The 26,925-nt window shown below is 55.5% G+C and carries 19 protein-coding genes; 12 read left to right on the top strand and 7 right to left on the bottom strand.

The annotated features are described in order from the left end of the window. Positions 1-10 precede the first annotated feature (10 nt). Positions 11-2,290: an ATP-dependent Clp protease ATP-binding subunit ClpA gene (clpA, locus tag FU672_RS06830; RefSeq protein ID WP_023335109.1), complete on the top strand. Its 2,280-nt coding sequence runs from the start codon at positions 11-13 to the stop codon at positions 2,288-2,290. A 420-nt stretch (positions 2,291-2,710) separates the two neighbouring features. Beyond that, positions 2,711-3,172, top strand: coding sequence for a hypothetical protein (locus tag FU672_RS06825; protein ID WP_410053323.1), 462 nt, complete (start codon positions 2,711-2,713; stop codon positions 3,170-3,172). A 71-nt stretch (positions 3,173-3,243) separates the two neighbouring features. On the opposite strand, the gene infA is transcribed toward FU672_RS06825, so the two are convergent. The 5 genes from infA to trxB form a co-directional block, all read right to left on the bottom strand. Next, on the bottom strand, positions 3,244-3,462 hold the full coding sequence (gene infA / locus FU672_RS06820) for a translation initiation factor IF-1 (protein ID WP_002211347.1): 219 nt from the start codon (positions 3,460-3,462) through the stop codon (positions 3,244-3,246). Between the two features lie 284 nt (positions 3,463-3,746). Then, positions 3,747-4,451 carry a leucyl/phenylalanyl-tRNA--protein transferase gene (aat, locus tag FU672_RS06815; protein WP_148242667.1) on the bottom strand — a complete coding sequence of 235 codons (705 nt, stop codon included), beginning with the start codon at positions 4,449-4,451 and terminating at the stop codon, positions 3,747-3,749. A 45-nt stretch (positions 4,452-4,496) separates the two neighbouring features. Continuing rightward, the gene (cydC, locus tag FU672_RS06810; RefSeq protein WP_148242666.1) at positions 4,497-6,218 is read right to left on the bottom strand and encodes a heme ABC transporter ATP-binding protein/permease CydC; all 1,722 of its coding nucleotides are present in this window, start codon (positions 6,216-6,218) and stop codon (positions 4,497-4,499) included. After that, complete coding sequence (cydD, locus tag FU672_RS06805; protein WP_148242665.1) at positions 6,218-7,984, bottom strand: heme ABC transporter permease/ATP-binding protein CydD; 1,767 nt, start codon at positions 7,982-7,984, stop codon at positions 6,218-6,220. The genes cydC and cydD overlap by 1 nt, the downstream gene beginning before the upstream one ends. Positions 7,985-8,098: 114 nt before the next feature. Next, entirely contained in the window at positions 8,099-9,067 is a 969-nt protein-coding gene (gene trxB, locus FU672_RS06800; RefSeq protein ID WP_148242664.1) for a thioredoxin-disulfide reductase, read from the bottom strand. 544 nt (positions 9,068-9,611) lie between these two features. On the opposite strand from trxB, the gene lrp reads away from it, so the two are divergent. The 10 genes from lrp (at position 9,612) to FU672_RS06745 (ending at position 23,629) form a co-directional block, all read left to right on the top strand. Beyond that, positions 9,612-10,106: a leucine-responsive transcriptional regulator Lrp gene (gene lrp, locus FU672_RS06790; protein WP_000228469.1), complete on the top strand. Its 495-nt coding sequence runs from the start codon at positions 9,612-9,614 to the stop codon at positions 10,104-10,106. 135 nt (positions 10,107-10,241) lie between these two features. Continuing rightward, on the top strand, positions 10,242-13,931 hold the full coding sequence (locus tag FU672_RS06785) for a DNA translocase FtsK 4TM domain-containing protein (RefSeq protein WP_148242662.1): 3,690 nt from the start codon (positions 10,242-10,244) through the stop codon (positions 13,929-13,931). Between the two features lie 128 nt (positions 13,932-14,059). Next, positions 14,060-14,674 (top strand): outer membrane lipoprotein periplasmic chaperone LolA, encoded by a 615-nt coding sequence (lolA, locus tag FU672_RS06780; RefSeq protein ID WP_148242661.1) that lies wholly within the window; start codon positions 14,060-14,062, stop codon positions 14,672-14,674. Positions 14,675-14,683: 9 nt separating this feature from the next. Continuing rightward, positions 14,684-16,027 (top strand): replication-associated recombination protein RarA, encoded by a 1,344-nt coding sequence (rarA, locus tag FU672_RS06775; protein ID WP_148242660.1) that lies wholly within the window; start codon positions 14,684-14,686, stop codon positions 16,025-16,027. A 92-nt stretch (positions 16,028-16,119) separates the two neighbouring features. Then, positions 16,120-17,412 (top strand): serine--tRNA ligase, encoded by a 1,293-nt coding sequence (serS, locus tag FU672_RS06770; RefSeq protein WP_008499983.1) that lies wholly within the window; start codon positions 16,120-16,122, stop codon positions 17,410-17,412. A 210-nt stretch (positions 17,413-17,622) separates the two neighbouring features. Continuing rightward, a complete protein-coding gene (gene dmsA, locus FU672_RS06765) occupies positions 17,623-20,067 on the top strand; it encodes a dimethylsulfoxide reductase subunit A (RefSeq protein WP_148242659.1) in 2,445 nt (814 codons plus the stop codon). Positions 20,068-20,077: 10 nt separating this feature from the next. Then, complete coding sequence (locus FU672_RS06760) at positions 20,078-20,695, top strand: DMSO/selenate family reductase complex B subunit (RefSeq protein ID WP_021240882.1); 618 nt, start codon at positions 20,078-20,080, stop codon at positions 20,693-20,695. A 1-nt stretch (position 20,696) separates the two neighbouring features. Further along, positions 20,697-21,560, top strand: a complete 864-nt coding sequence (locus FU672_RS06755; RefSeq protein ID WP_033145086.1) for a dimethyl sulfoxide reductase anchor subunit family protein — start codon at positions 20,697-20,699, stop codon at positions 21,558-21,560. Between the two features lie 275 nt (positions 21,561-21,835). Continuing rightward, positions 21,836-22,984 carry an MFS transporter gene (locus FU672_RS06750; RefSeq protein ID WP_148242658.1) on the top strand — a complete coding sequence of 383 codons (1,149 nt, stop codon included), beginning with the start codon at positions 21,836-21,838 and terminating at the stop codon, positions 22,982-22,984. Positions 22,985-23,107: 123 nt separating this feature from the next. Next, positions 23,108-23,629, top strand: a complete 522-nt coding sequence (locus FU672_RS06745; RefSeq protein ID WP_054829900.1) for an anti-virulence regulator CigR family protein — start codon at positions 23,108-23,110, stop codon at positions 23,627-23,629. Positions 23,630-23,665: 36 nt separating this feature from the next. On the opposite strand, the gene pflA is transcribed toward FU672_RS06745, so the two are convergent. Continuing rightward, the gene (gene pflA / locus FU672_RS06740) at positions 23,666-24,406 is read right to left on the bottom strand and encodes a pyruvate formate lyase 1-activating protein (protein ID WP_063144423.1); all 741 of its coding nucleotides are present in this window, start codon (positions 24,404-24,406) and stop codon (positions 23,666-23,668) included. A gap of 204 nt (positions 24,407-24,610) precedes the next feature. Next, positions 24,611-26,893, bottom strand: a complete 2,283-nt coding sequence (gene pflB, locus FU672_RS06735) for a formate C-acetyltransferase (RefSeq protein ID WP_148242657.1) — start codon at positions 26,891-26,893, stop codon at positions 24,611-24,613. Between the last annotated feature and the right edge of the window lie 32 nt (positions 26,894-26,925).

The following is a 26,925-nucleotide window of genomic DNA, read 5'->3' as shown; positions in this document are numbered from 1 at the left end:
GGAGGTGCCTATGCTCAATCAAGAACTGGAACTCAGTTTAAACATGGCTTTCGCCAGAGCGCGTGAGCACCGACATGAGTTTATGACCGTCGAGCATTTACTGCTCGCACTGCTTAGCAACCCATCTGCCCGCGAAGCGCTGGAAGCCTGCTCCGTGGATCTGGTGGCGCTACGTCAGGAACTCGAAGCCTTCATCGAACAAACCACACCGGTGCTGCCAGCCAGTGAAGAAGAGCGCGACACGCAGCCGACGCTCAGCTTCCAGCGCGTGCTGCAGCGCGCGGTATTCCACGTCCAGTCTTCCGGACGTAGCGAAGTGACTGGCGCAAACGTCTTAGTCGCCATCTTCAGCGAGCAGGAGTCACAGGCTGCCTACCTGCTGCGCAAACACGAAGTCAGCCGCCTCGACGTGGTTAACTTTATTTCTCACGGAACGCGCAAAGACGAGCCTAACCAGGCATCGGATTCCAGCAATCAGGTCAATAACAATGAAGAGCAAGCAGGCGGGGAGGATCGTATGGAAAACTTCACCACCAACCTTAACCAGCTTGCTCGCGTTGGCGGTATCGACCCGCTGATTGGTCGCGATAAAGAGCTGGAGCGCGCGATCCAGGTGCTGTGCCGTCGCCGCAAGAACAACCCGCTGCTGGTGGGGGAATCTGGCGTGGGTAAAACCGCGATAGCCGAAGGTCTTGCCTGGCGCATTGTGCAGGGCGACGTGCCGGAAGTGATTGCCGATTGCACCATCTACTCGCTGGATATCGGCTCGCTGCTGGCGGGCACCAAATACCGCGGTGATTTTGAAAAACGCTTCAAGGCGCTGTTAAAACAGCTGGAGCAGGACACCAACAGCATCCTGTTTATCGATGAGATCCACACCATCATCGGTGCAGGTGCCGCCTCCGGTGGCCAGGTGGATGCCGCGAACCTGATCAAACCGCTGCTCTCCAGCGGCAAGATCCGCGTGATTGGCTCCACGACCTACCAGGAGTTCAGCAACATCTTTGAGAAAGATCGTGCGCTGGCTCGCCGTTTCCAGAAAATCGACGTGACCGAACCGTCCGTCGAGGAAACGGTGCAGATCATCAACGGCCTGAAACCGAAGTACGAAGCGCACCACGACGTGCGTTACACCGCGAAAGCGGTCCGTGCGGCGGTGGAGCTGGCGGTGAAATACATCAACGACCGTCATCTGCCGGATAAGGCGATTGACGTGATTGATGAGGCAGGGGCGCGTGCGCGTCTGATGCCGGCCAGCAAGCGTAAGAAAACTGTTAACGTGGCGGATATTGAGTCCGTGGTGGCCCGCATCGCGCGTATCCCTGAGAAGAGCGTTTCTCAGAGCGACCGTGACACGCTGCGCACCCTCGGCAATCGCCTAAAAATGCTGGTCTTTGGTCAGGATAAAGCCATTGAGGCCTTAACCGAAGCGATCAAGATGGCTCGCGCCGGGCTGGGGCATGACCACAAGCCTGTCGGTTCCTTCCTGTTTGCTGGCCCGACCGGCGTGGGGAAAACCGAGGTGACGGTTCAGCTCTCCAAAGCGCTGGGCATTGAGCTGCTGCGCTTTGATATGTCCGAGTATATGGAGCGTCACACCGTCAGCCGTTTGATTGGTGCGCCTCCGGGCTACGTAGGTTTTGACCAGGGCGGCCTGCTCACCGACGCGGTGATCAAGCATCCGCACGCGGTCCTGCTGCTCGATGAAATCGAGAAAGCGCACCCGGACGTGTTCAACATCCTGCTGCAGGTGATGGACAACGGGACGCTAACCGACAACAACGGGCGCAAGGCGGACTTCCGCAACGTGGTGCTGGTGATGACCACCAACGCCGGGGTGCGTGAAACCGAGCGTAAATCCATCGGCCTGATCCACCAGGATAACAGCACCGATGCGATGGAGGAGATCAAGAAGATCTTCACGCCGGAGTTCCGTAACCGTCTGGACAACATTATCTGGTTCGATCACCTGTCTACCGACGTGATCCATCAGGTAGTGGACAAGTTCATCGTCGAGCTGCAGGTTCAGTTAGATCAGAAAGGCGTGTCGCTGGAAGTGAGCCAGGAGGCCCGCAACTGGCTGGCTGAGAAAGGCTACGACCGTGCGATGGGTGCCCGTCCAATGGCGCGTGTGATTCAGGACAACCTGAAGAAACCGCTGGCGAACGAACTGCTGTTTGGCTCGCTGGTGGACGGCGGTCAGGTGACCGTGGCGCTGGACCAGGCGAAGAACGAACTGACGTACGATTTCCAGAGTGCGGCGAAGCACAAGCCGGAAGCGGCTCACTGAGTTGTAAGGTAAAAGCAAAACGGCAACTTCGGTTGCCGTTTTTTTTGTTTTCTCCCTCTCCCTGTGGGAGAGGGTTGGGGTGAGGGCATCAGGCCGCAGAGAAATTTTGCGAGGCGCTTTCCAGTTTCTTTCGAAGTCAGTTGCTGGATAAATCCACAGTAATAAAATGGCGGCGCACCTGCAAAATCAGGTGCCGGGATTGGCGTCCTGATTACACACATATGGAAAGATGTTGCTCAACGCAACGTCACTGGTTTCGTTCACTCTTTTTTTAGCTGCGGTATAATCCGTATCTTCAAATATGGTGGGCTGAACCGGGGCTTCTTTTGAAGCGCCGATTTTCCATATGGTCGGTACGCCAAACCGGTTCAGTCTGCCACCCGAAGTTGGCGTTTCTGGTGGTAGTTTTCAGCTCTTAATATGGAAATTATGAATATGGAAAACCAGTCTATCTCCCAACTCTACACCGAACTCTCCCTCAACCCCGATCTCCCAACCCTTGCCGAGCGCTGCAAACTGCTCACCGAAATCCTCCTCGACTGCAAATCACTCCCGCAAACGCAGCCCGTTTGCCGCTGTCTCGGCGCCTGGCTGGAAGAGGTGAAATCCGGCCTCACAGAATCAATGCGTGATTTTCAGGTGGTGGAATTTGAGGACGATGCAGAACAGCCGCGACAAAAAGAGTGGTTGCTTGAAGATACAGAAACGAAATGCGACTACTGCCGGGCGTTAAACCACGTACTGCTGGTATCGCATTTTGACCGCGATATGTTGCCGCACCTCACGGGATTACTCCATGACATGGCTCATTCTATGGCGGGGGATTTAATCGCTCCTGTGCAACCATGGATGACAATACATCTTCCGACGCAGCAACACTAAAGCCATAAATAAAAAAGGCCGGGATAATCCCGACCTTTTAAATATTCATCTGCCATTACAGGCGAAAACAATTAGCGACTACGGAAGACAATGCGGCCTTTGCTCAGGTCGTACGGGGTCAGTTCAACAGTCACTTTGTCGCCCGTCAAAATGCGGATGTAGTTTTTGCGCATTTTACCGGAGATGTGCGCAGTTACCACGTGACCGTTTTCCAGCTCTACGCGAAACATGGTATTAGGCAACGTATCAAGTACGGTACCCTGCATTTCAATATTGTCTTCTTTGGCCATCTAATCCTCTGGGGTATCACTACCAAGTTTTGAACCGGCAAGATAATGCCGAAATTCATCAATTAAGTAAAGAATTGCGCGATTAAAACGCAGCAAAACAGTTTCGGCGCATTGCCCAAGCGTCACGGTACAACCGAACAGGAAGCGCATTCGTAAAGGGGAGACGACAGGATAAACGTCAGGACGTTATCTGAAGCGAGGGTCCCAAACGGCGGCGGGGCAACAGGCAGAAGCTACTCTGCGGCATAATTATAACACCCTCGCAAAAAATATGCGGAAAACATTTATGCATTGGGCATAAAGAGCGTTCTCGGTATCCAGAAGTCGCGCGGGAGCTTCTCCTGACGGCTGGCATCCAGAAGTTCGATATACTGGCGTCGCGGGATTTCAACAGCACCCAGGGAGGCCGTGTGCTCGTTGAGCACCTGACAATCGATCAGGCGTCCGCCGCGCTGGGCAAACGCCTCGCAGAAGACCAGCAGCGCGGTTTTCGAAGCGTTAACCGCACGAGAGAACATCGACTCGCCACAAAACAGCGTCCCTTGCGCCACGCCGTACATGCCGCCGACGAGTGCTCCGCCTTCCCACACCTCAATGGAGTGGGCGTAGCCAAGCTCATGGAGCTGGTGGTAGGCGGTAATAATATCGCGGGTTATCCATGTTCCTTCATAGCGGTCTTCTGCACAGCCTTCAATGACCTGACCAAAAGCATGATTGAGGGTGACGCGGTACGGTGATTTCGCATGGAAACGCTTCATGCTGCGGCTCACGTGAAACTGCGCAGGCCACAGCACGGCACGCGGATCGGGGGACCACCATAAAATCGGATCGCCGGGGGAAAACCAGGGGAAAATACCGCGCTGATACGCCATTAATAGTCGAGCGGGACTGAGATCACCGCCAAGGGCCAGCAGCCCATTGGGCTCACGCAGCGCCCCTTCCGGAGAAGGGAACGCGATGTTATGACGAGAAAGCTGGACCAGGCGCATGACAGCAAAACTCCAGTACGCGAGTGAGGACGCTACAAATATAGTCTACAGACGCTGTTTAAACTGGTAGTAGCGACCCTGTTTCGCCAACAGTTCTGTGTGATTACCTTGCTCAATAATGTGTCCGTTGTCCATCACAATTATCTGATCAAAGCTCGCCAGCCCGCGCAGGCGATGTGTGACCATCAGCACGGTTTTGCCGGTCATGACATTCGCCAGTAAATCAAGGATTTGGCTCTCGGTCGTGGCGTCCAGCCCTTCGGTGGGCTCGTCGAGCAGCATCAGCGGGGCATCGTGCAGCAGCGCGCGCGCAATGGCCAGACGGCGCAGCTCACCGCCGGAGAGCTGACGGCCGCCTTCACCCAGCCAGCTGTTCAACCCCTCGTCCTCAAGCAGTTTTTGCAGTCCGACCTGCTCCAGCACGGCGCGAAGCGCATCATCAGAGGCCTCTGGCGCGGCCAGCAGCAGGTTATCGCGCAGCGTGGCGCTAAACAGATGCACGCGCTGCGGAACGACGCTTACGGTCTTGCGCAGGGCCTGCTCGCTGAAATCAGTCAGCAACGTATTATTAAAACGAATATGACCGCGCTGCGGATCCCAGGCGCGGGTCAGCAACTGCAGCAGCGTCGATTTACCGCAGCCGGTACGGCCGAGGATCGCAATCCGCTCACCTGCATTAACAGAAAGGTTGATACCGTCCAGCGCGTTCTGCGCCTGTTTGTCATAGGTGAAGGTGACATCTTCAAGCGTCAGCGCAACCTGCTCTGGTACAGCGGTCTGCCCGGCACTGAACGTGACTTCAGGCTCCTGCTCGGCAATCTGGGTGATGCGCAGGGCAGAGGCGATAACCTGACCAAGATGCTGGAAGGCGCCCGTCACCGGGGCCAGCGCTTCAAACGCCGCCAGCGCGCAGAAGACGAAAAGGGCAATAAGTGGACCCGGCTGTGAATTCCCCCCGACATCGCCGGAAGCCAGCCACAGCATGGCAATCACCGCCACGCCGCCGATTAACATCATCAGCGCCTGAGAAAAGGCCGTCAGTTCCGACTGGCGGCGCTGGGCCTCATGCCAGTTCAGCTCCGTACTTTCCATCCGCGCACGGTAGCGCTTGCTGGCACCAAAAATGGTCAGCTCTGCCTGCCCCTGAAGCCAGGAGGTCAGCTGCTGGCGGTAGTCCCCGCGCAGACTCGTCAGGTTTTCCCCGGTGGATTTGCCGGCGCGGTAAAACAGCGGCGGCAGAATGATCAGCGTCAGCAGCATGATCCCGCCCAGCGTCAGTGCAACGGGAACATCCAGAACAGACAGCCCCAGCGTGACCACCACAATCACCACAAACGCGCCCACGATAGGGGAGATCACGCGCAGGTACAGGTGATCCAGCGTGTCGACATCCGCAACGACACGGTTAAGTAGCTCACCCTGACGAAAACGCGCCAGTCCGGCAGGGGAGAGGGGGAGCAGTTTGCTGAAGGTGTAGATACGCAGGTGCTGCAGCACGCGGAAAGTGGCATCGTGGCTGACCAGACGTTCGAAATAGCGTCCGGCAGTACGGGTGATGGCGGTACCGCGAACACCGGCTGCCGGGAGCATATAGTTGAAGCTGTACAACCCGGCAACGCCCGCGACGGCCGAGGCCGACAGGAACCAGCCGGAAAGCGTGAGCAGGCCGATGCTGGCGAGCAGCGTGACAATCGCCAGTACAATCCCCAGCGTTAACATCCATTTGTGGCGTTTATAGAGAGCAAGATAGGGCAGCAGAGCACGCATCAGATGTCCTCCTGACGGTTCGCCAGCAGGGCGGCAAACGGTCCCTGCGCGGCAACGAGAGAGGCGTAATCGCCTTGCTCAACAATACGGCCGTTCTCCATGACCCAGATCTGGTCCCAGTCGGCAATGCCTTCCAACTGGTGGGTGACCATCAGGGTGGTTTGCTGCAGGGAAGCGGCGTTCAGGGCCTCCATTACGCGCTGCTCGCTGTGGGCATCCAGGCTGGCGGCGGGCTCATCCAGCAGCATCAGCTGGCATGGGTTAAGCAACGCGCGGGCAACGGCTACACGCTGCGCTTGTCCGACCGACAGCCCGGCGGACTGGTCTCCGACCACGGTATCTACCCCTTGCGGGAGCAGCGGCAGAAACTCGCTGACCCAGGCGCGGTCGAGAACCGATTGCAGTTCATCTTCACGCGCATCCGGGCGCGCCAGCAGGACGTTTTCACGCAGCGTAGAGGCGGGAAGCTGCGGGTTTTGGCCTACCCAACTGAGCTGTTTACGCCAGGCGTCAGGATCGAGGTTGCGCAGTTCGGTTTTGTTGATCCGCAGTGAACCCGTGTAGGCCATAAAACCGGATAGCGCATTCAGCAGAGAACTTTTCCCGGAACCGCTGGTGCCGACGAGCACCACGCGTTGTCCGGCAGGTAAGGTAAAGTTCAGCGGACCCGCGAGCACTTTGCCTTCGGGTGACAGAATGGAAAAGTCCTGCGCTTCGATGGTCACGGGGTCTTTAGCATTCAGCGTTACGTCACCCCGCTCCGGGTGTGCCAGCGGCGTTTCAAGGAACGTTTTCAGACTATCGGCTGCGCCAACCGCCTGCGCTTTGGCGTGATAGAAGGTCCCCAGATCGCGAAGCGGCTGGAAAAACTCCGGGGCCAGGATCAGCGCCAGGAACCCGGCAGAAAGGGTTACCGCCGTGCCGTAATGGCCGAAATCCAGCGCGCCGAGGTAGGAAAAGCCGAAGTAGACCGCCACGAGGGCAATCGACAGCGAGGTAAAGAATTCCAGTACGCCGGAAGACAAGAAGGCGAGGCGTAACACTTCCATGGTGCGCTGACGGAAGTCCTGCGATGCCTGGCGAATGTTTTCGGTTTCCGCTTCACCGCGACCAAAAATGCGTAACGTCTCCATGCCGCGAAGACGATCAAGGAAATGACCGCTCAGGCGACCCAATGCCAGGAAGTTACGGCGGTTGGCATCCGCGGCCCCCATGCCGACCAGCGCCATAAACAGCGGGATCAGCGGGGCGGTGCCCATCAGAATCAGCGCAGCCATCCAGTTCACCGGGAAGATGGCGATCACGATCAGCAGTGGAACAAAGACGGCAAGGGCCATCTGCGGCAGATAGCGCGCATAGTAGTCGTGCATATCGTCAATCTGCTCAAGGATCAGCGTCGCCCAGCTACCGGCCGGTTTACCCTGGATCCACGCGGGCCCGGCTTCCTGAAGACGATCGAGCACCTGGCGACGGATCTCGTAGCGGATATGCTGTCCGGCATGAAAACCGACGCGCTCACGCAGCCATACCACCCAGGCGCGCAGGATAAAAATCAGGATCAGGACAATAAAGGGCAGCAGGAGTGCTTCGCGCGGGATGTTCTCCATGATCATGTGATTAAGAATGCGGGCCAGCAGCCATGCCTGGGCAACAATCAACAGACCGCTGACGAATCCCAGGAGACGGGAAATCGTAAGCCAGCGGCGGGAAATAACGCTTTGCTGTTTCAGCCAGCGTGTTAACTCTTGTTGACGGGTTTTTTCCATTGCGTACTTTGCAGGTGACGTTATTAGAAATTGGGCAGCGCAATGTTACAACGGGGAGACAATAAAGGCGACTTATCGCCGCCTTTATTTACGTTTGTTACTGACTTGTAAAGATTATTTACTTTGTTCAGCCAGTCCATCGAGGTAGCGTTCAGCGTCCAGCGCGGCCATACAGCCGGTGCCCGCAGAGGTAATCGCCTGACGATAAATGTGGTCCATCACGTCGCCAGCCGCGAACACGCCCGGGATGCTGGTCTGGGTCGCGTTACCGTGAATGCCGGACTGCACTTTGATATAGCCGTTTTCCAGCTCCAACTGACCGTCGAAGATCGCGGTGTTCGGGCTGTGACCGATCGCCACAAACAGACCCGCCACTTCAAGCGTTTCGACGTTATCGGTGTTCTGGGTATCACGGATACGCAGACCGGCAACGCCCATCTGATCGCCCGTTACCTCTTCCAGGGTACGGTTTGTGTGCAGCACGATGTTGCCGCTTGCCACTTTATCCATCAGACGTTTGATCAGGATCTTCTCCGCGCGGAAGGTTTCGCGACGGTGGATCAGGTGCACCTCTGAGGCAATGTTCGCCAGGTAGAGCGCTTCTTCCACTGCGGTGTTGCCGCCGCCGATGACCGCGACTTTCTGATTACGGTAGAAGAAACCGTCGCAGGTTGCGCAGGCAGAGACGCCGCGGCCTTTGAACGCTTCTTCAGATGGCAGACCGAGGTAACGGGCAGAGGCGCCAGTGGCGATGATCAGCGCGTCACAGGTGTATTCGCCGCTGTCGCCCGTCAGGCGGAACGGACGGTTCTGCAGATCGACCTTATTGATATGGTCGAACAGAATTTCGGTTTCGAATTTAGCGGCATGCTCGTGCATACGTTCCATCAGCAGCGGCCCGGTCAGGTCGTTCGGGTCCCCTGGCCAGTTTTCCACTTCGGTGGTGGTGGTCAGCTGACCGCCTTTTTCCATGCCGGTGATGAGTACCGGGTGCAGGTTAGCGCGTGCAGCATAGACCGCTGCGGTATATCCCGCAGGTCCAGAACCAAGGATTAGCAGCTTACTGTGTTTGGCCGTGCCCATGAGATCCCCATTGTTGTTGGCAGACATTTGGCTGGATTGTAGGGAATTTGTTGTCGTAAAAAAAGAGCGCAGCAATTTTGATATCAATCTGTGTAATAGCCACAGACGATGAATGAGGGGCTATAACATCACGCTTTCTCCTGAAAACTGCTCGTTTGTAAGGCAATAAAATGAGGATTAATACCCTGCCGTAATGAATATCCGGTATGTTGTACTAAAAAACGATGTTTTGCTTTGACAATCCCCTGCGCTTTTGCGAAAACATTCAAGGAAGAAAAAAAACCGCGTTAACCGTATGCCGCATAGGCATGCACGTAAATGCCATTTTTACCGGGTCAGTGAAATCTACGCATGGCGTGGACAGACGCCATACGTGATGTCGGTGACTGCCTTCGGGCAACGGTCTTCTTACCAACAGAACCCGAATCCGCATCGCGTCTAATACATAATCAGGCGATGTGATGACTAACGGGTACAGGCTCTGAACAGTGATGTGCACAGGGTCCAGGCAGGAGTAGGGAAGGAATACAGAGAGACAATAATAATGGTAGATAGCAAGAAGCGCCCTGGCAAAGATCTCGACCGTATCGATCGTAACATTCTTAATGAATTGCAAAAGGATGGGCGTATTTCCAACGTCGAGCTTTCAAAACGTGTGGGTCTTTCCCCGACGCCGTGCCTTGAGCGTGTGCGCCGACTGGAAAGACAGGGTTTTATTCAGGGCTATACGGCTCTGCTGAACCCGCATTATCTGGATGCCTCACTTCTGGTATTTGTTGAGATTACTCTGAATCGTGGTGCGCCGGATGTGTTTGAGCAATTTAACGCCGCTGTACAAAAACTTGAAGAAATTCAAGAGTGTCACCTGGTGTCCGGTGATTTCGACTACCTGTTGAAAACCCGTGTGCCTGATATGTCCGCCTACCGTAAGCTGCTGGGGGAAACCCTGCTGCGTCTGCCAGGCGTGAACGACACCCGTACCTATGTGGTGATGGAAGAGGTCAAACAGAGCAATCGTCTGGTTATTAAGACGCGCTAACACGGAACAGGTGCAAAATCAGCGTAGTTTGATTACACTCCTGTTAATCCATACAGCAACAGTGCCGGGGAGTCCCGGCGCTGTTGTCCGTTTTAGCAAACAGGCAGGATATGCCTGATACCTGGAGAGCCTTTTTTGAGCCAGGAATACACTGAAGACAAAGAAGTCACACTATCGAAGCTAAGCAGCGGACGTCGTCTCCTCGAGGCTTTGCTGATTGTTATTGCCCTTTTTGCCGTCTGGCTGATGGCAGCCTTACTCAGTTTCAACCCCTCAGATCCCAGCTGGTCACAAACTGCATGGCATGAGCCTATCCATAATTTAGGCGGTGTCCCCGGTGCCTGGCTTGCGGACACGCTGTTTTTCATTTTCGGTGTGATGGCCTACACCCTTCCCGTCATTATCATTGGCGGATGTTGGTTTGCGTGGCGTCATCGTCAGAATGATGATTACATCGACTATTTCGCCGTGTCGCTGCGCCTCATTGGCGCGCTGGCGCTGATCCTCACCTCGTGCGGGCTGGCGGCAATCAATGCGGATGATATCTGGTACTTCGCCTCCGGCGGGGTGATCGGCAGTTTGTTGAGTTCTGCGCTGCAGCCGATGCTGCACAGCAGCGGCGGCACGCTGGCACTGCTGTGCATCTGGGCGGCCGGGCTGACGCTCTTTACCGGCTGGTCCTGGGTGAGCATTGCCGAGAAAATCGGCAGTTTTATCCTCACCATTCTGACCTTTGCCAGCAACCGTACCCGCCGTGACGATACGTGGGTTGATGAAGACGAGTACGAAGATGAAGAGGAAGATGACGCACCTGTGCAGCGTCGCGAGTCTCGTCGTGCCCGTATTCTGCGTGGCGCGCTGGCACGTCGTCAGCGTGTTGCTGAGAAATTTGCCAACCCGCTAGGCCGTAAAACCGATGCGGCGCTCTTCTCCGGTAAACGCATGGATGAAGACGAACAGGTGGCGTATCGCGCGGCGGGTGTCGCCGTCGATCCCGACGATGTGCTCTTCTCCGGCAGCCGGGCCACGCCGGGTGACTTTGACGAATACGATCCGCTGTTAAATGGCCACTCGGTTACCGAGCCGGTTGCGGCGGCCGCAGCCGCGACGACCGCAGCGCAGGCGTATGCCGCGCCTGTCGATGCCGTGATGCCATCCGCGCCGGTTTCGCCGCCGGAATCCGTTATTCAGCAGCCTCAGGTTGACTGGCAGACTGCACCCGGTGTTCACACGCCGGAGCCCGTTATCGCGCCTGAACCTGAAAGCTACATCCCTGTGCAGCAGGAGCAGTGGCAGCAGCCTTATCAGCCGCCACAGCCTGCGTATGAACCGCAAGGTTTTCCACACTATGAACAGCCTGTGGCCCAACCTTATCAGGAGTATGTGCCTGAACCGGTTGAACCTGTGCAGCCTTATGTTGAGCCGCAGCCTGAACCTGAAATCGTGGAAGAGGTAAAACCCTCTCGTCCACCGATGTACTATTTTGAAGAAGTTGAAGAGCGTCGTGCGCGTGAACGCGAGCAGCTGGCGGCCTGGTACCAGCCTGTGCCTGAACCGGTGCAGGAGCCGGTTACGAAAGCGCCTTCTGTTTCCGTTCCACCGATCGACCCGACGCCTGCAGTTGCACCCGTAGCGGAAAGCGTGAAGCAGGCTACCGCGGCCGCTGCCGTGGCTGCACCTGTCTTTAGCCTGGCAACAGGGGGGGCGCCACGTCCTCAGGTGAAGGAAGGGATTGGTCCGCAACTGCCTCGCCCTAACCGCGTTCGCGTTCCAACCCGTCGTGAGCTTGCCTCTTATGGTATCAAGCTGCCTTCCCAGCGTATGGCCGAAGAGAAAGCGCGCGAGCCTGAGTACGAAGATGACGCCGATGAAATGCAGCAGGACGAGCTGGCCCGCCAGTTTGCTGCGCAGCAGAATCAACGCTACGGTGAAGAATATCAGCACGATGAACCTGTGCTGGAAGACGAAGAGGACGCGGCTGAAGCAGAATTGGCGCGCCAGTTTGCCGCCACCCAGCAGCAGCGCTATTCCGGTGAACAACCGGCTGGTGCAAATCCGTTCTCGCTGTCTGATTTTGAATTCTCGCCGATGAAGGATCTGGTGGATGATGGCCCGAGCGAGCCTTTATTTACCCCGAGCGTGATCCCGGAAGCAGAGCCTGTGCGCCAGCAGCCAGCACCACAGGCCTACGCGCAGCCGCATCAACCTGTTCAGCAGCCGCATGCGCAACCGCAGCAGCCACCACAGCCGCCGCAGTTCCAGCAGCCTGCGCCCCAGCCGCAGGAAAGCCTGATTCACCCGCTGCTGATGCGTAACGGTGACAGCCGTCCGCTGCAGCGTCCAAGCACGCCGCTGCCGTCTCTGGATCTGTTAACGCCGCCGCCGTCAGAAGTGGAACCGGTCGATACCTTCGCGCTGGAGCAGATGGCGCGTCTGGTGGAAGCTCGTCTGGCTGACTTCCGTATCAAGGCGGACGTGGTGAACTACTCGCCGGGTCCTGTGATCACCCGTTTTGAACTGAACCTGGCGCCAGGCGTTAAAGCCGCACGTATTTCCAACCTGTCCCGCGACCTGGCGCGTTCGCTGTCGACCGTTGCGGTGCGTGTGGTGGAAGTGATACCGGGCAAACCTTACGTTGGTCTTGAGCTGCCGAACAAGAAACGTCAGACCGTCTACCTGCGTGAAGTGCTGGATAACACCAAATTCCGCGATAACCCATCCCCGCTGACCGTGGTGCTGGGTAAAGATATCGCTGGCGATCCGGTCGTGGCCGATCTCGCCAAAATGCCTCACCTGCTGGTCGCGGGTACTACTGGTTCCGGTAAGTCTGTTGGTGTGAACGCCATGATCCTCAGCATGCTCTATAAAGCGCAGCCGGAAGATGTGCGTTTCATCATGATCGACCCGAAAATGCTCGAACTGTCGGTCTACGAAGGCATCCCGCATCTGTTGACCGAAGTGGTAACCGACATGAAAGACGCCGCCAACGCCCTGCGCTGGAGCGTCAATGAGATGGAACGCCGCTACAAACTGATGTCTGCGTTGGGTGTGCGTAACCTGGCCGGTTATAACGAGAAAATCGCCCAGGCTGTGCGCATGGGTCGTCCGATCCCGGATCCTTACTGGAAGCCGGGTGACAGCATGGATGCCCAGCATCCGGTGCTGGAAAAACTGCCTTATATCGTCGTGCTGGTCGATGAATTCGCTGACCTGATGATGACCGTCGGTAAGAAAGTGGAAGAGCTGATTGCCCGTCTGGCGCAGAAAGCGCGTGCGGCCGGTATTCACCTTGTGCTGGCGACCCAGCGTCCTTCCGTGGACGTTATTACTGGTCTTATCAAAGCGAACATTCCGACGCGTATCGCCTTTACCGTATCAAGTAAAATTGACTCCCGTACCATTCTTGACCAGGGCGGCGCAGAGTCGCTGCTGGGTATGGGTGACATGCTCTATTCCGGCCCGAACTCCACCTCTCCGGTGCGTGTCCACGGTGCGTTCGTCCGCGATGAGGAAGTTCACGCCGTCGTGCAGGACTGGAAAGCGCGCGGTCGTCCACAATATGTTGACGGTATTACCAGCGATACGGAAAGCGAAGGCGGCGGCGGTGGCTTCGACGGCGGTGAAGAGCTGGATCCGTTATTCGATCAGGCGGTTAACTTCGTTACCGAAAAACGCAAAGCGTCCATCTCTGGCGTGCAGCGTCAGTTCCGCATCGGCTATAACCGCGCAGCGCGTATCATCGAGCAGATGGAAGCGCAGGGCATTGTGAGCGAGCAGGGGCATAACGGTAACCGCGAGGTGCTGGCGCCGCCGCCGTTTGATTAACCTTCAGCGTTTGCAAAGAAGGGTAAATCAGCCAAAATTAAGCATTTTCTTCTGTCGCCTGCCTTCGGGCAGGTCCAGAATAGAAGACGGAAACCCCATACCGGGAAGACGTATTTTAAGGAATAACAATGAAAAAAATCGCCATCGCCTGTGCATTACTCACCAGTTTTGTCGCCAGCAGCGTCTGGGCTGATGCAGCCAGCGACCTTAAAAGCCGACTGGATAAAGTAAGCAGCTTCCACGCCAGTTTCACGCAAAAAGTGACTGACGGCAGCGGTAACGCGGTGCAGGAAGGTCAGGGTGATTTGTGGGTAAAACGCCCAAATCTGTTCAACTGGCACATGACCCAGCCGGATGAGAGTATCCTGGTGTCAGACGGTAAAACCTTATGGTTCTTCAACCCGTTCGTTGAGCAGGCAACGGCGACCTGGCTGAAAGATGCCACCAGCAATACGCCGTTTATGCTGATTGCCCGTAACCAGTCCAGCGACTGGCAGCAGTACAATATTAAACAGACGGGTGACGAGTTTGTCCTGACGCCGAAAGGCAGCAACGGCAACCTGAAGCAGTTCACCATTAACGTGAGCAGCAACGGTACAATCAATCAATTCGGTGCGGTCGAGCAGGACGATCAGCGCAGCAGCTATCAGCTCAAGTCTCAGCAGAACGGCGCCGTTGATGCATCGAAATTCACCTTTACCCCGCCGCAGGGCGTAACGGTGGATGACCAACGCAATAAGTAAGAGGCATGAGTGGGCAATTTGTCGCTCGATTTTTCAGATAATGCGTTTCAACCTCTGGCCGCCCGTATGCGGCCAGAAAATTTAGCGCAGTACATCGGTCAGCAACACCTGCTGGCTGCCGGTAAGCCATTGCCGCGCGCCATTGAGGCCGGGCATCTTCACTCCATGATCCTCTGGGGACCCCCTGGCACCGGCAAGACCACGCTTGCAGAAGTGATCGCCCGCTATGCCAACGCGGACGTTGAACGTCTCTCGGCGGTTACCTCCGGCGTGAAAGAGATCCGTGAAGCGATCGAGCGTGCGCGGCAGAACCGCAATGCCGGGCGGCGCACCATCCTCTTCGTGGACGAAGTTCACCGCTTCAACAAGAGCCAGCAGGATGCCTTCCTGCCGCATATTGAAGACGGTACGATTTTCTTCATCGGTGCCACCACCGAAAACCCGTCTTTCGAACTGAATTCGGCACTGCTTTCCCGTGCGCGCGTTTACCTGCTCAAATCGCTGACCACCGAAGATATCGAAAAAGTGCTTACTCAGGCGATGAACGACAAAGCGCGAGGCTACGGCGGACAGGATATTGTTCTGCCTGACGACACGCGTCGTGCGATTGCCGGGCTGGTCAACGGCGATGCGCGTCGGGCGCTGAATACGCTGGAGATGATGGCCGATATGGCCGAAGTCGACGATGCCGGGAAGCGGGTGCTGAAGCCGGAACTGCTCACCGAAATTGCCGGTGAACGCAGCGCGCGTTTCGATAACAAAGGCGACCGTTTTTACGACCTGATCTCAGCGCTGCATAAGTCCGTGCGCGGCAGTGCGCCGGATGCGGCGCTTTACTGGTACGCGCGCATCATCACAGCGGGTGGCGATCCGTTATATGTCGCGCGTCGCTGCCTGGCAATTGCGTCAGAAGATGTCGGCAATGCCGATCCTCGCGCCATGCAGGTTGCAATCTCCGCCTGGGACTGTTTTACCCGCGTGGGGCCTGCGGAAGGCGAACGTGCCATTGCGCAGGCGATTGTTTATCTGGCCTGTGCGCCGAAAAGCAATGCGGTTTATACCGCGTTCAAAGCAGCGATGTCTGATGCGCGTGAACGCCCGGACTACGATGTGCCGGTTCATCTGCGTAACGCGCCGACCAAACTGATGAAAGAGATGGGGTACGGGCAGGAGTACCGTTACGCTCATGATGAACCCAATGCCTACGCTGCCGGGGAGGAATATTTCCCGCAGGAGATGGCACAAACGCGCTATTATCACCCCACAAACAGAGGTCTTGAAGGCAAGATTGGTGAAAAGCTCACCTGGCTCGCCGGACAGGATCAAAATAGCCCTATAAAACGCTACCGTTAGTTCAATCGTTGCGGTAATGTTGGCAATGTATCCTTGTGGCCGCAGGCTGTGGCCACATTTTCCTATTTTAATTCGATAAGCACAGGATAAGCATGCTCGATCCCAATCTGCTGCGTAATGAGCCAGACGCAGTCGCTGAAAAACTGGCACGCCGGGGCTTTAAGCTGGATGTAGATAAGCTGCGCGCTCTTGAAGAGCGTCGTAAAGTTCTGCAGGTACAAACTGAAAATCTGCAGGCAGAGCGTAACTCTCGATCGAAATCCATCGGCCAGGCGAAAGCGCGCGGGGAAGATATTGAGCCATTACGCCTGGAAGTGAACAAACTGGGTGAAGAACTGGATCAGGCGAAAGCTGAGCTGGACGTTCTTCAGGCCGAAATTCGTGATATTGCCCTGGCTATCCCGAACATTCCTGACGACAGCGTGCCTGTCGGCAAAGATGAGAACGACAACGTTGAAGTGAAACGCTGGGGTACGCCTCGTGAGTTTGACTTCGAAGTGCGCGATCACGTGACGCTGGGCGAAATGCACGCGGGTCTGGACTTTGCGGCAGCGGTTAAGCTGACCGGCTCTCGCTTCGTGGTGATGAAAGGCCAGATTGCCCATCTGCACCGCGCGCTGGCACAGTTTATGCTGGATCTGCACACCGAGCAGCATGGCTACAGCGAAACCTACGTGCCGTATCTGGTTAACCACGATACGCTGTACGGTACGGGTCAGCTGCCGAAATTTGCCGGCGATCTGTTCCATACCCGTCCGCTGGACGAGGAAGCCGACAGCAGCAACTACGCGCTGATCCCAACCGCTGAAGTGCCGCTGACTAACCTCGTGCGTGATGAGATCATTGATGAAGACGACCTGCCAATTAAGCTGACGGCACACTCTCCGTGCTTCCGTTCTGAAGCAGGATCTTACGGTCGCGACACGCGCGGTCTGATCCGTATGCACCAGTTCGACAAAGTTGAGATGGTGCAGATCGTCCGTCCTGAAGAGTCCATGGACGCGCTGGAAGAGATGACCGGCCACGCTGAGAAAGTGCTGGAGCTGCTGGGTCTGCCGTACCGTCGTATGGCCCTGTGTACCGGTGATATGGGCTTTGGCGCCTGCAAGACTTTCGATCTGGAAGTGTGGGTGCCTGCGCAGAACACCTACCGTGAGATCTCCTCCTGCTCTAACGTCTGGGATTTCCAGGCGCGCCGCATGCAGGCACGCTGCCGCAGCAAATCTGACAAGAAAACCCGTCTGGTGCATACCCTGAACGGTTCGGGTCTGGCTGTGGGTCGTACGCTGGTTGCCGTGCTGGAAAACTACCAGCAGGCAGACGGTCGTATTGAGATCCCTGAAGTGTTGCGTCCATACATGAAAGGCCAGCAGTACATCGGCTAATAATTGTCTTAAAACAAAAAAGCGCCTCAGGGCGCTTTTTTTATGCCGTTGATTTGATACGAAGCAATAACCTCTCCCTCTAAAGTAGTAATACTCCTCCGAATGAAAGTCAGCATAAAAAGCTGATAACGAAGAAATTCGTTGTATATAAAACTATATAGCGGTTTGCGCCGCCTCTCTTTTCTTTGTGAGCAACCAAAGTGAGTCTCTATGAAAATCAACGCGCCTGAAGCATTAATGGCTGCCGAGGTCACTCGCCGTGGGTTGATGAAAACCACGGCAATTGGCGGCCTGGCCGTAGCCAGCAGTGCCTTCACGCTCCCTTTTACCCGACTGGCGTCGGCGGCAGATGCTCTGTCCCCGGCCACCACGCCGGAAAAAGTGGTGTGGAGTGCCTGTACCGTAAACTGCGGTAGTCGTTGTCCGCTGCGTATGCATGTGGTGGAGGGTGAAATAAAATATGTCGAAACCGACAATACCGGGGACGATAACTACGAAGGGTTACATCAGGTTCGGGCCTGTCTGCGTGGCCGCTCCATGCGTCGTCGCGTGTATAATCCGGACCGCCTGAAATATCCGATGAAGCGCGTCGGTAAGCGTGGGGAAGGGAAGTTCGAGCGGATTAGCTGGGATGAAGCCTACGACATTATCGCCACCAATATGCAGCGCCTTATCAAAGAGTACGGCAACGAATCCATCTACCTGAACTACGGTACCGGGACGCTCGGCGGCACGCTGACCCGCTCCTGGCCACCGGGTAAAACGCTGGTAGCTCGCCTGATGAACTGCTGCGGCGGTTATCTTAACCACTATGGTGACTACTCCTCGGCGCAGATCGCTGCTGGCCTGAACTACACCTACGGCGGCTGGGCGGACGGCAACAGCCCGTCTGATATCGAAAACAGTAAGCTGGTCGTGCTGTTTGGTAACAACCCGGGCGAAACCCGCATGAGCGGCGGCGGGGTAACCTATTACCTCGAACAGGCCCGCGCCAAATCCAATGCCCGCATGATCATCATCGATCCGCGCTACACCGACACCGGTGCCGGACGTGAAGACGAGTGGATCCCAATCCGTCCGGGTACCGATGCGGCATTGGTTTCAGCGCTGGCGTGGGTGATGATCACCGAAAACCTCGTCGATCAGCCTTTCCTGGATAAATACTGCGTCGGCTATGACGAGAAAACCCTGCCAGCCAGCGCCCCTGCTAACGGTCACTACAAGGCGTATATTCTCGGTCAGGGTAGCGATGGCGTGGCGAAAACGCCCGAGTGGGCGTCCACCATCACCGGTATTCCGGTCGAGCGTATTGTTCAGCTGGCGCGGGAGATTGGTTCAGCCAAACCGGCCTATATCAGCCAGGGCTGGGGCCCGCAGCGTCATGCGAACGGCGAAATCGCGACCCGTGCCATCTCAATGCTTTCTATTCTGACGGGTAACGTGGGTATTCACGGCGGTAACACTGGCGCGCGTGAAGGCTCGTATGAAGTGCCGTTTGAACGTATGCCGACGCTGGATAACCCGGTTCAGACCAGCATCTCCATGTTTATGTGGACCGATGCGATTGAACGTGGTCCGGAAATGACCGCCCTGCGTGACGGCGTGCGCGGCAAGGACAAGCTGGATGTGCCGATCAAAATGATCTGGAACTATGCCGGTAACTGTCTGATCAACCAGCATTCAGAAATCAACCGTACCCATGAAATCCTGCAGGATGATAAGAAGTGCGAGATGATTGTGGTCATCGACTGCCACATGACCTCCTCGGCAAAATATGCCGATATCCTGCTGCCAGACTGCACCGCCTCTGAGCAGATGGATTTCGCGCTGGATGCCTCCTGCGGCAACATGTCCTATGTGATCTTTACCGACCAGGCGATTAAACCGCGCTTCGAGTGCAAAACCATTTATGAGATGACCTCTGAGCTGGCGAAACGTCTTGGCGTTGAGCAGCAGTTTACCGAGGGACGTACTCAGGAAGGGTGGATGCGCCATCTGCATGAACTTTCCCGTAAGGCGATCCCTGACCTGCCGGACTTCGACACTTTCCGCGAGCAGGGTATGTACAAACAGCGCGATCCGGAAGGGCACCACGTGGCGTACAAAGCGTTCCGTGAAGATCCGCAGGCGAACCCGCTGACCACGCCGTCGGGCAAAATCGAAATCTACTCCGAAGAGCTGGCAAAAATCGCGTCGACCTGGGAGCTGCCGGAAGGGGACGTTATCGATCCGCTGCCGATCTACACGCCAGGTTTTGAAAACTATAACGATCCGCTGACGGCGAAATTCCCGCTGCAGCTGACCGGTTTCCACTATAAAGCGCGTGTTCACTCCACCTACGGCAACGTCGACGTACTGAAAGCCGCCTGCCGTCAGGAGATGTGGATCAACCCGATGGATGCCAAAGCACGCGGCATCAGCAATGGCGATCGCGTGCGTATCTTCAACGGTCGCGGCGAGGTGCACATTGAAGCCAAAGTGACGCCGCGTATGATGCCAGGCGTGGTGGCGCTGGGGGAAGGGGCCTGGTACAGCCCTGATGCCAACCGCATCGACCAGGCGGGCAGTATTAACGTGCTGACCACGCAGCGTCCGTCGCCGCTGGCGAAGGGCAACCCATCCCACACAAACCTTGTCCAGGTTGAAAAGGTTTAAGGAGTAGCCGATGACAACCCAGTATGGATTTTTTATTGATTCCAGCCGTTGCACCGGGTGCAAAACCTGCGAGCTGGCCTGTAAAGACTACAAAGACCTGACCCCGGACGTCAGCTTCCGCCGCATCTATGAATACGCCGGGGGCGACTGGCAGGAAGATAACGGCGTCTGGCATCAGAACGTCTTTGCGTATTACCTGTCGATTGCCTGCAACCACTGTGAAGATCCGGCCTGCACCAAGGTCTGTCCGAGCGGGGCGATGCACAAGCGTGAAGACGGTTTTGTGGTGGTGGACGAAGATGTCTGCATCGGCTGTCGGTACTGCCATATGGCATGTCCTTACGGCGCGCCGCAGTACAACGCCGCCAAAGGTCATATGACCAAATGCGACGGTTGCCACACCCGCGTGGCGGATGGCAAAAAGCCGATTTGCGTCGAGTCATGTCCGCTGCGCGCGCTGGACTTCGGCCCTATTGAAGAGCTGCGTCAAAAACACGGTCAGCTTGCCGCAGTGGCACCGCTGCCGTCTGCGCACTTCACGAAGCCGAGCATTGTGATTAAACCTAACGCCAACAGCCGTCCTACAGGTGACACCACCGGCTACCTGGCAAATCCGAAGGAGGTGTGAGATGGGAAGTGGATGGCATGAATGGCCGCTGATGATCTTCACGGTCTTTGGTCAGTGTGTGGCGGGTGGTTTCATTGTGCTCGCGCTGGCGCTGTTAAAAGGGAACCTCAATGCCGAACAGCAGCAGCGTTTAGTGTTGAGCATGTTTGGCCTGTGGGTGCTGATGGGAATTGGCTTTATCGCCTCTACGCTGCACCTGGGTTCACCGATGCGCGCGTTCAACTCTCTGAACCGCGTGGGGGCCTCATCCCTCAGTAACGAGATTGCTAGCGGTGCGATCTTCTTTGCTGTCGGTGGGCTGGGCTGGCTGCTGGCCGCGATGAAGAAATTGCCTGCGGGTCTGCGCAGCCTGTGGCTGATCGTGACCATGGTACTGGGCGTGGTGTTCGTGTGGATGATGGTTCGGGTGTACAACACCATCGACACCGTACCAACATGGTACAGCGTCTGGACGCCGATGAGCTTCTTCCTGACGATGTTTATCGGCGGGCCGCTGCTGGGCTACCTGCTGCTGCGCGTAGCGGGTGTCGATGGCTGGGCAATGCGTTTGCTACCCGCTGTTTCGCTGCTGGCGCTGGTGGTGAGTGCGATGGTCGCCCTGATGCAGGGTGCCGAACTGGCAACCATTCACAGCTCTATCCAGCAGGCTTCTGCCCTGGTGCCGGACTACGGTTCTCTGATGGCCTGGCGCATCGTTCTGCTGGTCGCGGCGTTGGTATTCTGGATCGCTCCTCAGCTCAAAGGTTATCAGCCCGCGCTGCCGCTGCTGTCACTGGCCTTTGTGCTGGTACTGGCGGGTGAACTGATTGGCCGCGGTGTGTTCTACGGATTGCATATGACCGTTGGTATGGCTATCGCCAGTTAGCGTTGCATTGCGTTATATCAAGCCGGGCCTGAGTGCCCGGCTTTTTCTTTTTTCGATCATGAAATTTTTCGACTGTCGTTTTGTTTTAATTTCGCCCATTAATAAATAAAAACAGATACATAATTAATATCTATAGCAAGCGTGGCATTAGCAGGATAAGTTTTTTAAATCGACAGGGAACATATTGTGCGAGGCGGCTAAATCAGTGGATTGACTTTGTTTTTGCCAGTGGCATGATGCGCACGAAATCTGAACTTCCTCACGGTTTTTAATCCATGACCACCTATACCCGGCCAGTGCTTTTGTTGCTCTGTGGCCTGCTTCTGTTGACCCTGGCGATCGCAGTGTTAAATACGCTCGTCCCGCTGTGGCTCGCCCATGAAAACTTACCGACCTGGCAGGTGGGTATGGTCAGCTCGTCCTTTTTTACCGGGAACCTGCTGGGTACGCTGGTGACCGGGAGCCTGATCAAGCGCTTTGGCTTTAATCGCAGCTATTATCTGGCTTCGCTGATTTTCGCCGCCGGGTGTGCCGGGCTGGGCCTGATGGTCGGCTTCTGGAGCTGGATGGCATGGCGCTTTATCGCTGGCGTAGGCTGCGCGATGATTTGGGTGGTGGTTGAAAGTGCGCTGATGTGCAGCGGCACCTCCCGCAACCGCGGACGCCTGCTGGCTGCCTATATGATGGTTTACTACGTCGGCACCGTGCTGGGGCAACTGATGATCAGCAAGCTGCCAACCGATCTGATGAGCGTTCTGCCGTGGGTGACGGGGATGGTACTGGCCGCGATCCTGCCGCTGCTCTTTACACGCATTGTTAATCAGTCCAGCGAGCATCAGGAAGCCACCCATGTCTGGCCGATGCTGAGACTGCGCCACGCGCGTCTTGGGGTTAACGGCTGCATTATTTCCGGGATTGTGCTGGGCTCGCTGTATGGCCTGATGCCACTTTATCTTAATCATCAGGGCGTAAGCGATTCCGGAATTGGTTTCTGGATGGCGGTGATGGTCAGCGCCGGGATCGTCGGGCAGTGGCCGATTGGCCGTCTGGCGGACCGTTTCGGACGTCTGCTGGTGCTGCGCGTTCAGGTATTCGTGGTCATCATGGGTTGTCTTGCGATGCTCAGCAACGCCGCAATGGCACCCGCTCTGTTTATTCTCGGTGCCGCCGGCTTTACGCTCTATCCGGTCGCGATGGCCTGGGCCTGTGAGAAAGTTGAACATCACCAGCTTGTGGCAATGAACCAGGCGCTGTTGCTGAGCTATACCATCGGCAGTTTATTAGGGCCGACGTTTACCGCAATGCTGATGCAGAATTATTCCGATAATTTATTGTTTATCATGATCGCCAGCGTGTCGTTTATTTATCTCTTAATGCTGCTGCGCAAAGCGGGCGAACATCCAACGCCTGTGGCTCATGCCTGATTACTTAAAAGCCTGTCGATGACAGGCTTTTTTGTCCCTGTCACAACTAAGAGTTTTACTTATTGTTTGTTTATTGCGCCAGGCGATAATTCATGTGAGTCCTACCACCATAAGGCAGCAATCATGTCTATTCGTCGTTTTTCCACTACCGCACTTGCCGTAGTGTTGTCTTTAACGTTTGCAACGGCTCCGGTCATGGCTAATCCTGGAAACGGGAATGGCGGTGGTCACGGAAACGGTGGCGGGCAAGGTAATGGCGGTAATCATGGTAACGGGAATTCTGGTAACCATGGTAATAAGCAAAATAACGGCCAGGATAACCCTGGAAAATCGGATAAGAGTTTTAAAAACAGTAAAGACGTCGGTAACGATGTCGACGCACGCGTGAGCTTCGATCATGCCCGCCATCTGGCGCTGAATTATGGCTTAACGGGTTATGATTCTCTGCCTCCGGGTATCGCGAAAAACCTGGCGCGCGGTAAACCGTTGCCTCCGGGCATTGCGAAGAAAACCGTACCAGCTTCTATGCTTGGCCAGCTTCCTTCCTACCCGGGCTATGAATGGCGTGTGGTCGGAGACGACCTGGTCTTAATTGCGCTGAGTACTGCGATTGTGACGTCCGTTATTAACGGCGTCTTTAAATAGAATATAAAAAGGCCCGGTTTTCACCGGGTCTTTTCTTTAATACATTACCTTGTGGCCGTATTGTTCAAGAATACCTTTGACGCGTTCCATGGTCTCTTTCTTCGGCGGCTTCACGCCATCGAGTTTGTACTCTTCGCCCATTGCCACCCATTTATGTTTACCCAGCTCGTGATAGGGCAGAAGCTCGATTTTCTCGACGTTGCCCATGTCGCGGGTAAATTCCCCGAGGCGGTGCGCGGAGTCGTCGTCATCTGACCAGCCAGGCACCACCACGTAGCGGATCCAGGTTTTGATGCCTTTGTCGGCAATGTATTTAGCAAATTCCAGCGTGCGGTGGTTAGAGACACCAACGAGGTTCTGGTGAATCTCATCGTTCATCTGTTTGAGATCGAGCATGACCAGATCGGTCACTTCAAGCAGTTCGTCGATAACCGGATCGTAGCGGCGTACAAAGCCGTTAGTGTCGAGACAGGTATGAATGCCTTCTTTGCGGCAGGCACGGAACCAGTCACGTACGAATTCAGCCTGCAGAATGGCTTCACCGCCGGATGCGGTGACACCGCCGCCGGACGCGTTCATAAAGTGGCGGTAGGTCACCACCTCTTTCATCAATTCTTCAACGGTCACTTCTTTACCGCCGTGCGTATCCCAGGTATCACGGTTATGGCAGTACAGGCAGCGCATCAGGCAGCCCTGGAAAAAGGTGATAAAGCGGATACCCGGGCCATCGACGGTGCCACAGGATTCAAAGGAGTGAATGCGACCAATAATTGACATTGCGGTGATATCTCCAGCATCGGCCCGTCCGGGGCCTGAGTATGCACAGCTCAAAGCTGGCTGTGTTGAAATCTGTTTTGGCTGTTATCCATTAAGTATAGATAGCGGACAAAAGAGACTGAGGTGGAGAGGGTGCTAAAAAGGCCCCACTGACGTGGAGCCTTTATTGTACGCTTTTTAACGCGTGATTTCAGTCAATTCCAGTTAGATGGACTGAGTGAAAGTACGGGTGATAACGTCCTGCTGCTGTTCTTTAGTCAGGGAGTTAAAACGTACTGCGTAACCAGATACGCGGATGGTCAGCTGAGGGTATTTCTCAGGGTGTTCCATCGCGTCGAGCAGCATTTCACGGTTCATTACGTTCACGTTCAGGTGCTGACCACCTTCGATAGACGCTTCGTGGTGGAAGTAACCATCCATCAGACCCGCGAGGTTAGTTTTACGCACTTCGTCGTCTTTACCCAGCGCGTTTGGCACGATAGAGAAGGTATAAGAGATACCATCTTTCGCGTAAGCAAACGGCAGTTTAGCAACGGAGGTCAGAGAGGCAACTGCACCTTTCTGGTCACGACCGTGCATTGGGTTAGCACCTGGGCCAAATGGCGCGCCAGCACGACGACCGTCTGGGGTGTTACCGGTTTTCTTACCATACACAACGTTAGAGGTGATGGTCAGAACAGACTGAGTCGGGATAGCGTTACGGTAAGTAGTCAGTTTCTGAATTTTCTTCATGAAACGTTCTACCAGGTCAACCGCCATGTCATCAACGCGAGAGTCGTTGTTACCAAACTGCGGATATTCGCCTTCGATTTCGAAGTCTACAGCCAGGCCGTCTTCGTCACGGATTGGTTTAACTTTCGCATATTTGATTGCAGACAGGGAGTCAGCAGCAACGGACAGACCAGCGATACCACACGCCATGGTGCGGATAACATCACGGTCGTGCAGCGCCATCAGAGAGGCTTCGTAGCTGTACTTGTCGTGCATGTAGTGGATAACGTTCAGCGCAGTGACGTACTGTTTAGCCAGCCAGTCCATGAAGTGATCCATACGATCCATCACTTCGTCGAAGTTCAGCAGGTCGCCTTTGATTGGTTCAGATTTCGGACCAACCTGGATTTTCAGTTTTTCATCAACGCCGCCGTTGATTGCGTACAGCATGGTTTTCGCCAGGTTTGCACGCGCACCGAAGAACTGCATTTGTTTACCAACAACCATTGGGCTTACGCAGCAAGCGATAGCGTAATCGTCGTTGTTGAAGTCCGGACGCATCAGGTCATCGTTCTCGTACTGCAGAGAAGAGGTATCGATGGACACTTTAGCGGCGAATTTCTTGAAGTTCAGAGGCAGTTTTTCAGACCACAGAACGGTGATGTTCGGCTCCGGAGAAGGACCCATAGTGTACAGGGTGTTCAGGAAGCGGAAGCTGTTTTTGGTTACCAGAGTACGGCCGTCAACGCCCATACCACCGATAGATTCTGTTGCCCAGATTGGGTCACCAGAGAACAGCTCATCGTATTCAGGGGTACGCAGGAAGCGAACCATACGCAGTTTCATGACCAGGTGGTCAATCATTTCCTGAGCGTCTTGCTCGGTGATTTTGCCTGCTTTGATGTCGCGTTCGATGTACGCATCCAGGAAGGTGGATACGCGACCGAAGGACATTGCTGCACCGTTCTGAGACTTAACCGCGGCCAGGTAGCCGAAGTAGGTCCACTGGATAGCTTCCTGAGCGTTAGTCGCAGGACCAGAGATATCGCAGCCATATTTCGCAGCCATCTCTTTGATCTGACCCAGTGCGCGGTGCTGTTCAGCGATTTCTTCACGCAGACGGATAGTCGCTTCCAGGTTTACGCCGTTTTCCAGGTCAGACTGCAGGGAGACGAACTGTGCGTATTTGTCTTTCAGCAGGAAGTCGATACCGTACAGCGCAACGCGACGGTAGTCACCGATGATACGGCCACGGCCATACGCATCTGGCAGACCCGTCAGAACGCCAGATTTACGGCAGTTCAGAATGTCTTTGGTGTAAACATCGAATACACCCTGGTTGTGGGTTTTGCGGTATTCGGTGAAGATTTTTTTCAGCATTGGGTCCAGCTCGCGGTTATACGCTTTGCAGGAACCTTCAACCATTTTAATACCACCAAACGGGATGATTGCGCGTTTCAGTGGTGCTTCAGTCTGCAGACCAACGATTTTCTCAAGGGCTTTGTTGATGTAGCCAGCATCGTGAGAAGTGATGGTGGAAGCAACGGAGGTGTCAAAATCAACTGGCGCGTGAGTGCGGTTTTCCAGTTTAACGCCTTCCATTACGCTGTCCCACAGCCTGGTGGTCGCGTCAGTTGCGCCAGCCAGGAAGGATTCGTCACCTTCATACGGGGTATAGTTTTTCTGAATGAAGTCACGTACGTTTACTTCATTCTGCCAGTCACCTTTCGCAAAACCTTCCCAGGCTGTGGCTAACTTTTCATTAAGCTCGGACATGTAACACCTACCTTCTTAAGTGGATTTTTTAT

The sequence above is a fragment of the Enterobacter asburiae genome, assembly GCF_008080435.1.
Classification (GTDB): Bacteria; Pseudomonadota; Gammaproteobacteria; order Enterobacterales; family Enterobacteriaceae; genus Enterobacter; species Enterobacter asburiae_C.
This window is presented reverse-complemented; position numbering and strand designations above follow the sequence as displayed.